Annotated in this window: 10 protein-coding genes and 2 pseudogenes; 7 read left to right on the top strand and 5 right to left on the bottom strand. The window is 38.6% G+C overall.

Features of this window, described 5'->3' with window-relative positions:
- The 3 genes and pseudogenes from AC1DND_RS02360 to AC1DND_RS02350 all read left to right on the top strand — a co-directional run.
- Positions 1-360 (top strand): annotated as a pseudogene (locus AC1DND_RS02360) (putative sensor domain DACNV-containing protein); the annotation flags it as partial.
- A gap of 255 nt (positions 361-615) precedes the next feature.
- Entirely contained in the window at positions 616-2,049 is a 1,434-nt protein-coding gene (locus AC1DND_RS02355; RefSeq protein WP_477578796.1) for an ATP-dependent DNA helicase, read from the top strand.
- A 110-nt stretch (positions 2,050-2,159) separates the two neighbouring features.
- Positions 2,160-2,831 carry an MCP four helix bundle domain-containing protein gene (locus tag AC1DND_RS02350; RefSeq protein ID WP_477578794.1) on the top strand — a complete coding sequence of 224 codons (672 nt, stop codon included), beginning with the start codon at positions 2,160-2,162 and terminating at the stop codon, positions 2,829-2,831.
- 135 nt (positions 2,832-2,966) lie between these two features.
- Here the strand turns inward: AC1DND_RS02350 and AC1DND_RS02345 are convergent, their stop codons facing one another.
- Positions 2,967-3,812 carry a CvfB family protein gene (locus tag AC1DND_RS02345; protein ID WP_057933523.1) on the bottom strand — a complete coding sequence of 282 codons (846 nt, stop codon included), beginning with the start codon at positions 3,810-3,812 and terminating at the stop codon, positions 2,967-2,969.
- 335 nt (positions 3,813-4,147) lie between these two features.
- On the opposite strand from AC1DND_RS02345, the gene AC1DND_RS02340 reads away from it, so the two are divergent.
- The 4 genes from AC1DND_RS02340 (at position 4,148) to AC1DND_RS02325 (ending at position 9,442) form a co-directional block, all read left to right on the top strand.
- Entirely contained in the window at positions 4,148-4,750 is a 603-nt protein-coding gene (locus AC1DND_RS02340) for an LURP-one-related/scramblase family protein (protein WP_230145212.1), read from the top strand.
- Between the two features lie 263 nt (positions 4,751-5,013).
- Positions 5,014-6,750: an ABC transporter ATP-binding protein gene (locus AC1DND_RS02335; protein ID WP_477578791.1), complete on the top strand. Its 1,737-nt coding sequence runs from the start codon at positions 5,014-5,016 to the stop codon at positions 6,748-6,750.
- The gene (locus AC1DND_RS02330) at positions 6,734-8,494 is read left to right on the top strand and encodes an ABC transporter ATP-binding protein (RefSeq protein ID WP_477578789.1); all 1,761 of its coding nucleotides are present in this window, start codon (positions 6,734-6,736) and stop codon (positions 8,492-8,494) included. The genes AC1DND_RS02335 and AC1DND_RS02330 overlap by 17 nt, the downstream gene beginning before the upstream one ends.
- Before the next feature lie 57 nt (positions 8,495-8,551).
- Positions 8,552-9,442, top strand: a complete 891-nt coding sequence (locus tag AC1DND_RS02325) for an SMP-30/gluconolactonase/LRE family protein (RefSeq protein WP_477578787.1) — start codon at positions 8,552-8,554, stop codon at positions 9,440-9,442.
- Positions 9,443-9,767: 325 nt separating this feature from the next.
- Here AC1DND_RS02325 and AC1DND_RS02320 read toward each other — a convergent pair.
- The 4 genes and pseudogenes from AC1DND_RS02320 to AC1DND_RS02305 all read right to left on the bottom strand — a co-directional run.
- Positions 9,768-9,884, bottom strand: a pseudogene (locus AC1DND_RS02320) (transposase); the annotation flags it as partial.
- Between the two features lie 315 nt (positions 9,885-10,199).
- Positions 10,200-11,078: a DUF5018-related domain-containing protein gene (locus AC1DND_RS02315; RefSeq protein WP_477578785.1), complete on the bottom strand. Its 879-nt coding sequence runs from the start codon at positions 11,076-11,078 to the stop codon at positions 10,200-10,202.
- A gap of 18 nt (positions 11,079-11,096) precedes the next feature.
- Entirely contained in the window at positions 11,097-12,983 is a 1,887-nt protein-coding gene (locus AC1DND_RS02310; RefSeq protein WP_477578783.1) for a RagB/SusD family nutrient uptake outer membrane protein, read from the bottom strand.
- Between the two features lie 108 nt (positions 12,984-13,091).
- On the bottom strand, positions 13,092-16,406 hold the full coding sequence (locus AC1DND_RS02305) for a SusC/RagA family TonB-linked outer membrane protein (RefSeq protein ID WP_477578781.1): 3,315 nt from the start codon (positions 16,404-16,406) through the stop codon (positions 13,092-13,094).
- Positions 16,407-16,660: the final 254 nt, after the last annotated feature.

Genomic DNA, 16,660 nt, shown 5'->3' with positions numbered 1-16,660 from the left:
TCGCAGGGGGCTGTTCGTCGCGAAGTAGAGCATTTAGCAGGTTTAACAGCTGTTGATGGTGCTACGATCATCAACGAAGAATTTGACCTGATTGCGTTTGGTGCAAAAATCGGTCGTGCTAAAGGCAAACCAACCGTAGAGCAGATTGCATTTTCGGAGCCCATTGTTGGTGGCGAAGATAAAATTCTTTATCCCGGACAGCTCGGAGGGACCAGGCACTTTTCTGTAGCCCAGTTTGTTAACGATCAGCCGCAATCTATTGGTTTGGTGGCGTCTCAGGATGGCCATTTTACCATTTTCAGTTACAGCAAAAAACAAAATATGGTAATGGCACATCGCATTGAAACGTTACTTTTGTAATAGCAAGGAGCAGAAAGCATAGAGCATAGCGATTATATTGGTTTGGAAAAGCGCTGTACTGCTAATCGGGTACTGTAATCCGTCTTTCCGCTAAATTCCCGATCAAACCTTTGCTAAAAAACAAATGTTCATTGAGATCGGGAGATATCGCTTCAATACGGTTTAGTTAAATAGGACTGTGCTAAAAACTCAGGTACATTTCACGCACACTAAACAGTGAACCGATTAACCGTTTAAAACAATTAACCATTAGAGATGAACCTCGATAAAAGCCAGCTAATAGCTTCAGCATACGAACATACACCAACCAAGGAGCAATTGCTTTTTTGCGAGCGGATGTCGGTGTTTTTGCAACAGGACGACGAGTACCGCTGTTTTGTGCTTAAAGGTTACGCTGGTACAGGTAAGACCACCTCTGTAGCGGCTTTGGTGAAGGTTTTGAAACAATTTAATCTGCGCAGTGAACTGCTTGCGCCAACGGGAAGGGCAGCGAAAGTAATGAGCCAGTATTCATACCGAAAAGCATTAACCATACATAAACGGATTTACCGCAAGCGTTCGGCGGCATCGCCCGAAATGCAGTTTCAATTGGCACCTAATCTCTCGGAAAATACATTGTTTATTATCGACGAGGCCTCGATGATTGCCGATGAATTTAATGAAACAGGCTCTTCAATATTAAGAGATCTGCTGGAGTTTGTGTACAATACCAAAAACTGCTTTTTGCTTTTTGTGGGCGATACGGCCCAGTTGCCCCCGGTGGGGAGCTTAGATAGCCCGGCATTGAACGAACAGTACCTCAAAGATAAATTTGCATTAACCGTGTCGTCTGTTGAGTTAAAGGAGGTGGTTAGGCAAGGGAAGAAGTCGGGTATTTTGGCCAATGCCACGATGTTGAGAAATCAGATTGCTAAAAATCCTGAAAATCCGATGCCTAAATTCCTGACTAAAAGTTATACCGATATTTACAATATGCCCGGGGCGCGTTTGGTTGAAGGACTGGAATATGCTTACCGCAAATTCGGCATGGAAAATACCCTGGTGGTTTGTCGTTCCAATAAATCGGCCAATGTGTATAACCAGCAGATTAGAGCCAGGTTGTTGTATCGCGAGGAAGAGTTAACGGGCGGTGATCAGATTATGGTGGTGCGGAACAATTATTTCTGGCTACCAGAGAACGAGGATACTGCTTTTATTGCCAATGGCGATATGGCAAAGGTGATTCGTGTGAGGGGAGAAGAAGAACGTTATGGATTCCGTTTTGCCGATGCCACTTTAGAGTTTATGGATTTCCCCGCTGCGGGGCAGATTAGTTGCAAAGTAATGTTGGATACGCTCAATTTAGAAAGTGCTAATCTGCCTTATGAGCAGAATAAAAAGCTTTTTGACGGGCTTAATGAAGATTATGAGCACATTGCCAATAAACGGCAACGGATGTTGGCCATTAAGGCAGATCCTTTTTACAACGCCTTGCAAATTAAGTTTGCTTATGCGGTAACCTGCCATAAAGCACAGGGCGGACAGTGGGATGCGGTTTTTGCTGATCAGGGTTATCTTACTGAAGAAATGATTGATCTCGATTTTCTCCGCTGGTTATACACTGCTGTAACGCGAGCAAAAAAAGAGTTATATTTAGTCAATTTTGCGCCTCAGCTTTTCGCAAAGACGGCGCAGGAGGACTACTTTTAATAGCTATCGTCATGCTGAATTTATTTCAGCATCTATTTACGAAGAGACCCTGAAATGAACTCAGGGTGACGATCAATGTGCTAAGAAGTTTAGATACTAACCAATTATATATGAAATTTGCCTTTAGTCTTAAAAACAAGCTAAAAATAGCTTTTTTGCTTTTCTGCATCATGTGCTGCACCTTGTTGATCCGTTTTTTGGAAGATAAAAGTGTAGAGAAGATTAACGAATCTTTCATTTCAATGTACAACGACAGACTTGTTCCCGCTACAGATTTATATTTTATTGCCGAAAACCTGTATCATAAAAATAAGATTCTCCAGGAAATATTATTCGGGGATGGTGCTGTTCAGCCTTCAATCGGTATAGTGAAAATGAATAAACATAACCGTAAAATAGATTCGATAATCAATAAATATGAACTTACTTTATTGGTAAAACAGGAGAAAAGTTTTTTAAACGATCTTAAAAAAGCATTAACTGTTCAACAGGGAGTGGAGGCGAAAATAATAAACATGGCAGGTACTGAAGGAAGAATAATTTATGAGTCGATGGGAAAAAAAGCTGTTGATGAAACACTGGCTAAGCTTTCGGCGTTGATTAAAATACAATCTAAAGTGGGTAATGATCTGATTAAAGGCTCAAAGATCTTCGTTTCGGGAACGAAGGTATATTCTACCTTGCAGGTTATTTTAGCTATTGTGATCGGAATTATGATCGTAGCCATTGTTTCGGCCTCGAATGCAGTGAAAATTCAGAGCGAGAAGTTTAATTTGAATTAGACTTATAGTAAGTTTTACTGGTTAATTCATGATTGGTCGTCTTTCCCGCGCAGGCGGGAATCGTAATGCAAGCGCTTTAAGATTCCCAATCAAGTTGGGAATGACGACCAATCTTAATGATTTTTATGAAATAAATTATTCTGCTTCGTCGTCTGTAATCAGTCTGATCGAATCGTCAGAAAGTACGATTAAACGCTCCTTATATAGTGAGCCAATGGTTTTTTTGAAGGCGCTTTTACTGATCTGGAAACGGTGATAAATATCTTCAGGAGAACTTTTATCGCCCAGTTCAATTACACCGCCACTCTTTTTTAGCTCTCTTAACATCATCTCTTTCGAATCGAGAATATGGCCGTAACCACTTGGCTGTAGGGTTAAATCGATCTTACCCTCCACTCGGATTTTCTTGATCCAGCCTTTGCGCATTTCGCCTGGTTGGATATTATCAAAAACCTCGTTATTGTAAAGCAAACCGATATAAGTATTGTTGATAATGGCGTTAAAACCAAGATCGGTTTCTTCGGTAATCAATAAGCTTACTTCGTCGCCCTCTTCAAAATCGAAACCATCTTCTTCCACAAAATCGTATAGCTTAGAAGAAGCCAGTAAGCGGTCGTTACTTTCGTCTAAATACAGGTAAACCACATATTTATAGCCTTTTTGCATCGGCCTTTTTTGCTCGCGATCTGGTACATAAACATCTTTATCGATACCAAGATCCATAAAAACGCCATCATCACCATCAGAAACCACTTTCAAAAAAGCGAAATCGCCCACTTCGGCATATGCTTTCTGGGTAGTTCCGGTTAAGCGGCCATCTTTTTGTACAAAAACAAAAACGGTAATGTTATCGCCAATTTCTACGCCATTCGGAACGTATTGGTAAGGCAGGATGACCAGTTTATCGCCATCGGTTAAGTTTAATCCAGCTTCTGTTTTGCTTAAAATCCTTAACTCGTTGTATTTTCCTATTTCAATCATGTGTTTTGGGTTTAACCATTTTCTTCAATGGCTTTTGCTGCAAAGGTAACAATGTTTCGTTGCAAATCGGTTTTAAATGAAGTTGGAAAGGTATATGAGTAAAACAGAAAAAATGTTCTTTACTTCAGCCTTGCGCAGTGGCTACTTTCAACAGATTATAAAAGAATGATCGTCATTCCCGCGCAGGCGGGAATCTTAAAGCAATATGTAAACCTAGCTAAAGTTTTAAGATTCCCAATCAAGTTGGGAATGACGACCCGCGAATACACCTTATTTGGGCCTGCAATGAAAAAAAATATATATTTTAGCAACTTATCTAATATTAAAACTACAATATGAACAAGCAGATTCCTCCATTTTTTTTAAGCGACGAGTATTTTATTGATGAGAAAGTAAACTTTTTAAAGTTTGCGAACGAGTACAAAGTGTATAACGATCAGGGCGCTCAGATCGGGATTATTAAACAGCGTATTTCTGGCTGGCAAAAGGCTTTAACCTTATTGGTTGATAAGCGTATGATGCCTTTTAAATTAGAAATTACCGATATTAACGACCAGTTGCAGGCCACCATTACAAGAGGATGGACCTTCTGGATGTCGAAAATTATTGTGACCGATCCGCTTGGTGTTGAAGTGGGCATTATTAAACAAAAGTTTAAATTCTTCAAGCCTACTTTTACCATTTCGAGTCCAACATCTGGAGAAGAGATCGCAAAAATATCTGGCGATTGGAAAGCCTGGAACTTTAGCATCACCAATAACGCAGGTGCCGAAATGGGCAAAATAAACAAAAAGTGGGCTGGCGCTTTGAAAGAAGTTTTCACCACGGCCGATAAATACAATGTGTCTATCGATCCAAGTTATGCAGAAAGCAATCAGAAAGTTGCAATTGTGGCCACTGCCATTACCATCGATATGGTTTTGAAGGAAAGTAAATAGGCGGTTAATTAACATAAGCGGTTAAATATTAAATAGGAGCCTGTATCATAAAAGCAATTTCTCCTTAGGCTATGTCATGTTGAGCTTGTCGAAACACCTTAAGAGGTATTTAATAAGTCCTTCGACAAGCTCAGGATGACAAATCTAAAATATGATACAGCCTCTTTTTATTTTATAAGTTTCTTCTTCTATAACTTTCTTACAAACGATATCAATTAATTCGGCTAAATTTGGAACCTACAATTTAAGGTATCTTCATTGATATGGAAAAAACCAAAGAAGCCAAAAAGCCGAGTATTTTCAGTTTACTTGGAAACTACAGGGGCTTGATTTTTATGCTGATCCTGTTTGCGTTGCTCAGTAACGGTATTAATTTACTCTTACCAAAGATTATTGCAAGCGGTATCGATTCTTATACCAACAAAACTTTCAACCTTCAGTCCATTCTTCTTCAGTTTTCACTGGCTATTGTACTGGTTTTTATCTTTACTTATTTGCAGAGTATTGTACAAACCTATGCTTCTGAACGTGTGGCAAGAGATTTAAGAACAAGGTTATCGGATCAGATTTCGCGACAGAGCCATGCCTACATTATTCAGGCTAATCCCTCAAAACTGCTAACCAATCTTACGGCTGATGCCGATTCGATTAAAATGTTTGTTTCGCAGGCTATCGTATCTATCTGCTCGTCTATATTTTTAATTGTTGGGGCAAGTATTCTGCTCCTGATGATTAACTGGAAACTGGCACTTTGCGTGATTGCTATTGTGCCGATTATCGGTGGGGCATTTTTCTATGTGTTGAGCAAGGTAAAAGTGCTTTTCAAAAAGAGTAGGGAAGTGATCGATTGGCTGAACAAAGTAATCAGCGAAAGTATTTTAGGCTCGGCTTTAATCAGGGTAATTAATTCGCAAGCTTTAGAATACAATAAATTTATAGATGCGAATGCCAAAGCGAGAGATTTAGGAATTTCCATTCTCCGTATGTTTGCTGCGCTGATTCCGATTATTGTTTTTACAGCCAATTTATCCGGTTTGTGCATTCTGGTACTGGGTGGTCACTTTGTTATTACCAATTCGATGACCCTGGGAGAATTTACCGCTTTTAGTAGTTACCTCACCCTCATTATATTTCCCATTTTGGTAATCGGTTTTATGAGCAATGTAATTGCACAGGCTACGGCATCTTACCAAAGGATAGAAAGTGTGCTGAATGCTGCTGAGATCAAACATCCAGGCACGCTAAGCACACAATTACGAGGGGAACTAGAAGCGAAAGACCTTAATTTGAGTTTCGGACAAAAACCAGTTTTAAAATCGGTTTCATTTTCGGCTAAAGCAGGTTCTAAAACCGCTATTATTGGCCCTACGGCTGCGGGTAAAACACAATTGCTTTATATTTTAACAGGTCTTATTGAAGCAGATTCTGGCGCGGTGCTGTTCGATAACGAAGAAATTAAAAAGTACAACCAGGAGAATTTTCACCAACAGGTTGGCTTCGTATTTCAGGACAGCATTATGTTCAACATGAGCATTAGGGAAAATATTGCCTTTAGCGATACCGTTACAGACGAATCGCTAGCCAAAGCCATAGCTACTGCCGAACTGAAAGATTTTGTAGATGCCTTACCTGATCAATTGAATACTATTGTTTCAGAACGTGGAAACAGCCTTTCGGGTGGACAAAAACAACGCATTATGCTGGCCAGGGCTTTAGCGGTGAATCCGAAGATCTTATTGCTTGATGATTTTACAGCCCGTGTTGATACCAATACGGAGAAAAGGATTTTGGAGAACATCCAACAAAATTATCCTGGTTTAACTTTACTTTCCATTACACAAAAAATAGCTTCTGTTGAGCATTACGATAAAGTGATCTTGCTGATGCAGGGCGAAATCATTGCAGAAGGAACCCATCAGGATTTGCTGAAAAGCAGTCCCGAATATGTTCAGATTTACAATTCACAACAGAGCACCAGTAATTATGAACTACAATCTTAACCAGCTTAACACCAGGCAGGAAAAGCAATCTACTTTGAAGGCGCTGAAAAGCCTACTAAAACTGATCTCGGCTGAACGTAAGAACCTTTGGCTGGCGCTGATTGCCATTTTGGTTAACTCAGGTCTGTTGCTTTTGGGACCATTATTGGTAGGCCACACGGTTGATACCTATATCCGCACTAAACAGTTTCATGGTGTGCTTATTTTTGGTGGTATACTGTTAGTGATGTATATGATTGCTATGGTTACCGGTTACACCCAAACCAGGTTGATGGGTGGAGTAGGCCAGCGAATGTTATACACTTTGCGTAATGCCATTTTTAATAAACTGCAGGAGTTACCGGTTTCATTTTTTAATCAGAACAAAGCTGGCGATCTGATTTCGAGGGTAAATAACGATACCGATAAGCTGAACCAGTTTTTCTCACAGTCGTTAATGCAGTTTATAGGCAGTATTGTCACCATGATCGGTGCCGGTATTTTCTTGCTTTCGATTAATTTAGAACTAGGCGCCGCAACACTTTCGCCTGCGGTGGTGATCGTTCTTTTTACAATGGCTTTATCACCCTGGGTAAAAGGGAAAAATGCCAAAAACTTAAAAAGCGTTGGCGGAATGAGTGCCGAAATACAGGAAAGCCTGAACAACTTTAAAGTGATTATTGCATTTAACCGTAGGGATTATTTTAGGAAACGTTTTAATGAAGCCAATACCGAAAACTATAAAACAGCCATAGGTGCGGGTTTAGCCAATAATATTTTTGTGCCAGTTTACGGTTTGTTATCGAGTATTGCACAGCTGATCACCTTATTATTTGGTATTTATCTAATTTCTACTGGCAACTTTACATTAGGTTTATTGGTGAGTTATATTGCTTATACCACCAATTTTTATAATCCGCTAAGGCAATTGGCTGCCCTTTGGACAAGTTTTCAGGTGGCTATGGCCAGTTGGGACAGGATATCGCAGATCTTATCATTAGAGAGTGACCTAAAACAGATTAAAGTTGACGAAAATATCAATTCTGATACTTTATTGGAGTTTAAAAACGTGCATTTCTCTTATGRTGACAATAAAGAAATCCTCCATAACATTAACCTAAAATTCGAAAAAGGAAAAACTTATGCTTTGATTGGTCCAACCGGAGGAGGGAAAACCACTACTGCTTCTTTAATTTCGCGTTTGTACGATGCCACTAAAGGAACGGTTTTATTAAATGGTAAAGATATCCGTTCATTTTCTGCTGAGGAAAGAACACAAAAAATCGGGTTCATTTTACAGGAACCATTTTTATTTACAGGAACTGTAAAAGAGAATATTTTGTATGGTAATAGTCAATATAAGGATGTAAGTGATGTGCAGCTGGAGAAAATAATTGAAGAAGCCAACTTAAACGCACTTTTAGCCATATTTGATGAAGGGTTAAATACACAGATTACTTCGGGATCGGACAGTATAAGTTTGGGTCAGAAACAGTTGATTGCCTTTATGCGTGCGGTGCTAAGAAATCCTGAACTGTTAATCCTTGATGAAGCTACAGCCAACATCGATACTATAACTGAACAGCTTTTGAGCAGCATTTTAAATAAACTGTCGAAAGAAACCACGCTTGTTATTATTGCACACCGTTTAAACACCATCGAAAACGCTGACGAAATTTATTTTGTAAATGAAGGCGAAGTACAAAAAGCTGGAACGCTGAACGATGCATTAAATATGTTATTGAAAGGGAAAAGGGTAAGTTGATATCGTTATAAACCTATCAGGTTTTTGAAACCTGATAGGTTTTTTAAAAAAAATACAATGAAAAAATATTTCTTCTTTTTGGCGCTTTCAGTCTTAAGTACCATCTCTTTTGCGCAAAGCGAAGGGCAAAACCTTTTTGTTCAGGATAGTTTAAAGTTGATTTCTTCGCAGTTTAAGTTTACAGAAGGTGCATCAGTTGATAAACAGGGAAACGTGTTTTTTACTGATCAGCCTAATGATAAAATCTGGAAATATGGTATTGATTGCAAACTGAGCCTGTATATGGATAAATCGGGAAGGGCAAACGGTACTTATTTCGATAAAAAAGGTAACCTGATTGTTTGTGCCGACGAGAATAACCAGATCTGGTCTATCGATAAAAACAAAAAGATAAAAGTGCTCTTCAGCGATTATGAAGGTAAAAAGGTAAACGGACCAAACGATATCTGGCTGGATGCTAAAGGAGGCATTTATTTTACTGACCCTTATTATCAGCGCGATTACTGGACCAGGAAATCGCCTGAAATTCAAGGGCAAAAGGTATATTATCTTCCTAAAGGAAAAAAGGAAGCCATTATCGTGACGGATGATATCATCAAGCCTAACGGTATTGTAGGTACTCCGGATGGTAAATTTTTGTATGTGGCCGATATGAGCGCCAATAAAACTTATCGTTATCGTATTGGTGCTGATGCCAAATTAACAGACAGGCAACTTTTCCTTAACCAGCATTCTGATGGAATGACTTTAGACAGTGATGGAAATATTTATGTAACCGGAAAAGGGGTGAATATTTACAAACCTACCGGCGAAAAAATCGGTCATATTGATATACCCGAAGAGTGGTGCGGTAACATTTGTTTTGGTGGAAAAGACAAAAACATGCTTTTTATTACGGCTTCAAAATCGCTTTACGTTATTCCAACGAATGCAAAAGGAGTAGAGTAACAGCTCGTTATAACCTTTTAAGGGCAAGTAAAGCCGAAAAAACTAAGAATGAATTAACATAAAAAAAATTTCTGTTCAGTTTATTCAACCCCTAAAAATATTAAAGGCATTAATTAGTTTTGAGCTTCCTACTTATAGGGATAGACGACTATGAAAAAGCCCTCTCAGGATTGAAGGGCTTTTTTACTTTTAATCATCCTTATTATTTTAAATTATGTGGGCAATCTGGGATCAATATTAAAAGTTGTGGAGTAGTTATTTTAAAGTATACAAATTGAGTTAGCTTGTAGAGAAAGCTCTACTCATTTAACTCCCTGGAATTGTGCTAAAAAGCTTTAATCTTTGCATTGAAAGATTCAGCGGAAGCATTTGTTGATCTGTTATCAAAATAGTTCAGAATAGTACGATAATGATTCTGAACAGATCTTGTAATTGTATTGAATGCCTTGAAAGGGGATTACCAAACTTTTTCGTGCCATTTGGGACTTCCACCCTATAGATATATGGCATAATAGCACACCACAAAAAAGAGGGTGCTGTATAACACGCGCACCCTCACTATTAAACTAACTAACCTAGTCCCGGCATTTTTCATAACCTTAAGCACAAAGATTAAGGATTATTAAAGACGATTACATTTATCGTCCAGATTCTGGAAGCCCCATTTTACTGCAATAACAATGTATTTCAAAGATTGGCAGTATCTGTAGGGGCTCCATAAGTCGATCCCACGACTAGAGGGATTAACAATTAATAATTAGTTACGCTTCAGCACTTCCTCTGTAACACGATAAGCCCCTGCTGCTCCATAGCCATACCTTACTTTAAAGGTTTTGGTCGCCGGATCATAGGTGTTATTACAAGAAGCAGAACCTGCCCAGGCAGCTGTATAGCCATCTGGTAAACCAGATGTAAACATTAAATATGGAGTTCCGGCAGCTCCAGGAGCACCTGTAATGGWTAAGGTGTTATCAGGATTAATTGTAATTAATGCTCTGTAACCACTGGTTCCCAAATCACCTAAGTCTACAAGTACGCCATTCGTACCGCTCGTAACTAAGGTTTTAACAACATTAGTCATTGCCCGTGGGCTACTCGGGTGATAGAAGTATCCATTTGAGGTATAATTAGCTTCATAATTATTAACTGGTGGTAAAACAGGAAGTGGAGCAATATTGATTTTCCAAACTTTTTTCTGACCATTAGCTGCTGTTATTTCATATTGTAATGGTTTGCTGCAATCTGTAATATCTCCAGGATTTGCTGTGCCATTTATACCCTTCATTGTGGCAGCAGTAGAAATGTTAAAATATGGCCAAAGGCGATTTAAGCTTACTTTTGTACGCTCCTGTCCGGAAAAAGTTGGGGTAGCAGATGGAATATCCAGTGTGATGTTGATAGTGCCATTGGCAGCATCAATAACATGAGAAACATTGGTTAATTTTACATATGCTACAATTGAATCTTTTCCAGCAACTGGATTAGCTATTTTATATCGATATTCCAAGTTTGCCAAAGTAATATCTGCATCAGAAAACGCAGGATAACCTGGCAAATCTTTCTTTAAGCACGAGCTAAACAAGGTGCTTGCCAAAATTGCTATTAAAGCTATTTTTAAATTTATAATTCTTTTCATCATCTTTAATTTTAAGTTTTACCAGCCAGGATTTTGAGGTCCAAATTTTGAATTGTTATCAATATAACTTTGGGCTATAGGTAGCAAATAACGTCTAGTTTCATCAAATTGGCGGTTATTATAGGGGAAGCCTCCAAATGGACCTGTTGTAGTAACAAATGATTTGCGGTCTTTACTTACGTCCATTACCCTCATTACTTCAGTTAAATTAGCAATTTTTTTACCAGATGGTAACCCATCATTGGCATCTCCGCCATATCTTCCCCATCTTAATAAACTGTAATAAAAGTCATTTTCCATTACCAGATCTACACGTCTTTCGCGTTTATAATCTGTCCAAGCATTAGCCGTAGTCGCTGCTTGAGAAACTGGTAATTGACCATGAGTTACGCGTGTTTTGTTTAAGTTCAATACAGCATTGGCTACATCACCCTTTAACAAAAAGGCCTCGGCCAAATTTAAATAGACTCTTCCTAAACGCATTGCTACGTAATGGTAATCAGTAGGTACGCCAACATAAGGTCTAGGGTTTACATTGGTGTAAAGTCCCTTTTTCCAATACATATTCGTTAAAGTTACATAAGGATTAGGAGCGATACCTGTAATTCTCATCCAACGATCGGCGTTACCGTGTAAAGTAGTGGTTAATTGTTCACCATAAATTCGTTCTGTCGAATCGCTCCATATTGTAGCTTTCCACCTTGCATCTCTATTTTGGTTAGCCAGGCTCCAAATGGTTTCGGTACTTCCCGGTATTATTCTACCACTTTTGATGGTAGTCTCACCAGTATTCCTAGGTATTACATTATGGCCGGTACCCGTTGAAGGAACAGTTGCGCTTTCGTCTACATTCGCCAAGTATTGCGAGGTTTTGTTCCAAGCAACTGCTAAGGTTGGATTAGCTTTATCGATTGTTAAATAATCGTCAGTAAAGTTTTGTGTCGGAAAATTTGTGCCCCAAGCCTCAAAAATATTCTGATTGGTAAACAAGCCGCCACCATTACGAGCTATTCTATCATTGTTAAGATTAGGCACCATGGTTTGCATTGGTGTACCATCAACCGTAGTGTTTGCGGCTAAGCGATAGATTCCAAAAATAATCTCAGGAGAGGTTTTTTTGGTTTCGTTAAACATTCCACCGTAATCAGCTTCTAAAGAGTAACCTCCAGTATTGATTACTAAATTTGCATTGTCTATCACTTTTTGTAGTAATGGATCGCTTGCGTTAACATTTGGTGCCGCAGGGTAGTTTTTATACGCTAAAGCCTGCAAACAAACTTCTGTTAAAAAAGAAGCCGCTACATATTTATTTGCTCTACCAGCAATTTTAATTGTTGGTAGGTCAACAATAGCATCTTCTAAATCTTTAATGATAAAACCATAAGATTCAGTTGGATTAGCTGTACTTGGCAATTTAAGTTCATCATCTGGTGTTAAAACTTTGTCTATCCAAACGATACGGCCAGTAGTACGGGCAATATTGTAATAAGACATGGCTCTTAAAAATTTGCCTTCAGCGATAAGCGCTTTTTTGTCGGCATCTGAAATCCCTGGTGACTCTGCCACTTTTTTAATGATTAGATTACAACGGCGAACAGCAGCCCAGTTGTTAAAACCATAATCATTAGCTCTTGTAATTGATTCGCTAACAAAAGGTGATGCATTGCTCCAGCTGCCATCGCCAGATRCCATAATGTTTGCAGTTCTCAAGTCAGTTGCTTGCCCACCTTGATAGGCGCCCATGATAGAGTAAGTACTGAAAATGAAAGTTTCTGCGTTGGCTTTCGTGCTCCATACCACATCTTCACTGATCTTATCAAAGGGCTCGGTTTCCAGCACTTTTTTGCAAGAGTTCAGTGCAAGCATACTTGCTGTTACTGCTATAATTGCTATATATTTTTTCATTAGTATATAATTTATTTTAATGGTAATGAAGCTATCATGATTTTATAGTCATTTCATTGTGTGATTTGAAAAATCATGATGGTTTCATCTGTTTATAAATTAGTTTGATTAAAACCCAGCTGTTACACCAAAAGACAGCGTACGTTGTACAGGATAATTATAGTTGTTGGTATTAGATTCAGGGTCAATAAAGTATTTTTGACTTTTCGAATCACTCAATAAATTAGTTCCCGATACATATAGGCGTAATTGTTGGAATGGAGAGTTTTTCAGTACTCCTTGTTTAAAATCATAACCAAATTGTAAATATTTTAAACGAACATATTTAGATTGGACAATCCAAAAATCGCTGTTTTGTATGTTGTTATTTCCATTTGCACTTGGCGAGCTGGTTTGTCTAGGAAAAATAGAATTGGTATTATCTGGCCTCCAGTAATCTTGCTGGAAACCATAAAGTAAATACCCTTGTGTACTCGAACCTTGTAGCACATCACCAAGATAACGGTCTCTATCTCCCGATCCTTGTACTACAGCGCTAAAGCTAAATCCTTTATAACCTAAGTCAAAGGTAATCCCGTAATTGCTTCTTGGCATGGTGTTTTTACCAATTCTTCTTTGGTCATTGCCATCAATTTGGCCATCACCGTTCGCATCTAAATATTTCAAATCTCCAGCTTGAACATTATTGGCGTTTATAATGTGTGCACCATTCATCCAGTCGCTGTTAGAACCATAAATGCCAAGCGATTGATAACCAAGTCCGAAGTAAGTTCCTGGTGCACCAGAGCCTCGCGTGTATGGATTTTTCATATCGGCTTCACTATCCTGCGCAGTACGCTCAGTAAGCGTATTGAAGAAAGTATAATTTACCCCAACCTTATAGGTAAAACTATTAACCTTATCATTCCAATCCAAATGGAATTCGGCACCTTCTTTACGATTAGCACCTTCTACGAAATTAATTGGCGGCAAACCAATACCCAACGTTTGAGCAAAACGCGGATCGGAAGTTACAAAACCTGTAGTACGGCTATAGAAATAATCTACGGTTCCATTTAATCTATTGTTCATCGAAGCAAAGTCGATCCCTAAGTTTCTGTTTTTAATGGTTTGCCAAGAGTAATTAATACTAGGTAAATTAACTGGTTCTGATGTGCCTTGAACCGGTTTTCCATCTACGATCCATCCAATTGGCGTAATGCCATAACCAGAAACATACTGGTAGGCTGCAATATCATCACTGTTTCCGGTTAAACCATAAGAACCACGTAATTTAAGGAAATCAAAAATATGTTTGTCCTTAAGCGATTGCATAAAACTTTCTTCCGAAATGTTATAACCACCTGATAGGGCATAAAATGTACCCCATTGCTTTCCAGGCACAAATAAATCGCTACCATCTCTACGAACTACACCTTCTACGGTGTATTTAGATTTGTAGGTATAACCTAAACGACCTATATATCCTGCTCTGGCACCAAATACATTTCCATTATCTGTATAATAGTTGTACTCTGCCCCATTAATCGACTGGTTCGCTGTTGGGCCTGCCACAATCTGATCAAAAAGAATCTGATATTGTGTTCTAGTGCCGCTTAAGCTACCAATAGTATGTTGTTGCTGCTCATAGCCCCCTGTAAAATCTACGGCATGATCACCAAAAGTCTTATTATAGGTTACAAAACCTTGTAAGGTAATCGATTTTCCTTCACTTCTACTGTTGGTCAAATCTGGTGGATTGCTATATATTGGACTCGTACTGCCATTTGCATACGTTGGTGCCAATACATTCCAGTTTTTGCCAATGGAATTCCTAAGATTATAATTTCCACTGGCTTTAAATTTTAAACCACTTAAAAAAGGAGCACTATACTCTAATGCCAAATTTCCATTAAAGACTCTAGAAATTCCTTTAGCATATCCAGATTTTGGATCAAGCTCTTGTACCGGATTATCAGTAGTATTATTAGACGGTAAGCCGAATTCATTATTGGCTAATTGGCTTGGGCGTTTGTTTTGGATATGGCTATAAACACCACCATAGCCAACACTTGGCTGTATGTTATTTTCCACATACCCATCTAAACCAGTAGTTACTTTTAAATTAATCTTATCAAAATAACTTGTTGTGTTTAAACGGTAAGTTGTGCGGCGGTTATAATTCTGGTCTGTTCTTAAGTTAGACCCCTGATCATAGTAAGACAATGCTGCATAATAGGTTAACTGTTTAGTGCCCGATGTTACCGAAAAATCGTGTCTCATTTCTGGGGCAAAATCTTTTAAGGTAAGCGATTGCCAATCGGTATTCGGAAAATTAATCGGGTCGGCACCTGTACGGTACTTTTCTAGATCAGGCACTGGTGTTGGCAAAGGTAAACCTTCAGATGCATAAACATCATTAGTAGCTTTCAGTTGCTCATAAGAGCTTACTTTTTTAGGAAACAAGGTAGGTTGTGAAAAAATTTGGTTAAATGAATAATTAACATTTATTTTTCCGTCTTTCCCTTGCTTCGTAGTTACAATAATTACACCGTTACCCGCAGAAACACCATATAAAGCCGTAGCTTCAGCATCTTTAAGGATCGAATAGGTTTCAACATCATTCGGGTTTATGTTTTGAAAATCACTTTGCGTACGGATAATATTGTCAATAACATATAAAGGTGGTTTACTAGAACCACGAATAGAAATTGTGCTCTTTGTTCCTGGCGCACCAGTGGTAGTCGTCACAATAATACCTTGTGCTCTACCCGCAATTGCATCATTAATAGAGGCAACAGGTAGTTGTGCAACCTTCTCAAAATCAATTGTACTGATAGCTCCGGTAGTTTTTCTTTTTGTAGTCGAACCAAAGGCTTGTACAACTACCTCATCTAGGTTATTCGATGAATTCAGCATCACAATTTTCATTGGAGAGGTAGAAGCGGGCATTTCTACGGTTTTATAACCAATGGTCGTAAAAACTATGGTTGAATTTTCAGGAACTTTTAGGCTAAATTTCCCCGCCCCRTCAGTCATAAATCCAAGGCCTTTCACGCCTTTCACACTTACACTTACTCCTGGTAGCGGTATCCCCGCAGTATCAACAACAACACCCGTTATGGTAATGTCTTTTAATAACTTTCCTCTCGATGAGATGGTAACAAGGTTATCCCCCTCAATGGAATAAACCAATGAAGTACCTTCTAAAAGCTGATCGAGGACGTCAGATATAGGGGCTTTATTTACTTTTACGCTTATTTGCTTGTTGAAAGGCCCTTCAGTTGGGCTGTAAACAAAGCGAAATGAGCTTTGTTTTTCTATCAATTTAAGAGCCTTACTCAACTGCATATTTTTCATGTCGAAAGACAGCTTTTCTTGTGAAAAAACCTTTGCAGATACATTTAAGCAGGCGATCATCACCATTAAAAATGTCAGTTTCATTGTCAAAATGAGTTTAGAGCGCACTCGATTCCAAGTTGGCTCTTTGGTGAAGTAATAATTTATCATACTTTTGTTTTTTTGGTTAGTTTGATTGTGGTATTTACTGTTTGCATACGTGATATACCCGATCACATAAAAAATCAAAAAAATCCCGGGGCGGTGTTCCAGCATCGCCCCTTTTATTTTGATCTCTCTATTTGGCTTTGTTGTTATTTTGTAATAATGATTTTTCCTCCTTCCATTTTATAGTTAAA

This window comes from Pedobacter sp. 01N416, assembly GCF_056399685.1.
The sequence above is the reverse complement of the archived record's forward strand: the minus strand, read 5'-3'. Positions and strand labels throughout refer to the sequence as shown.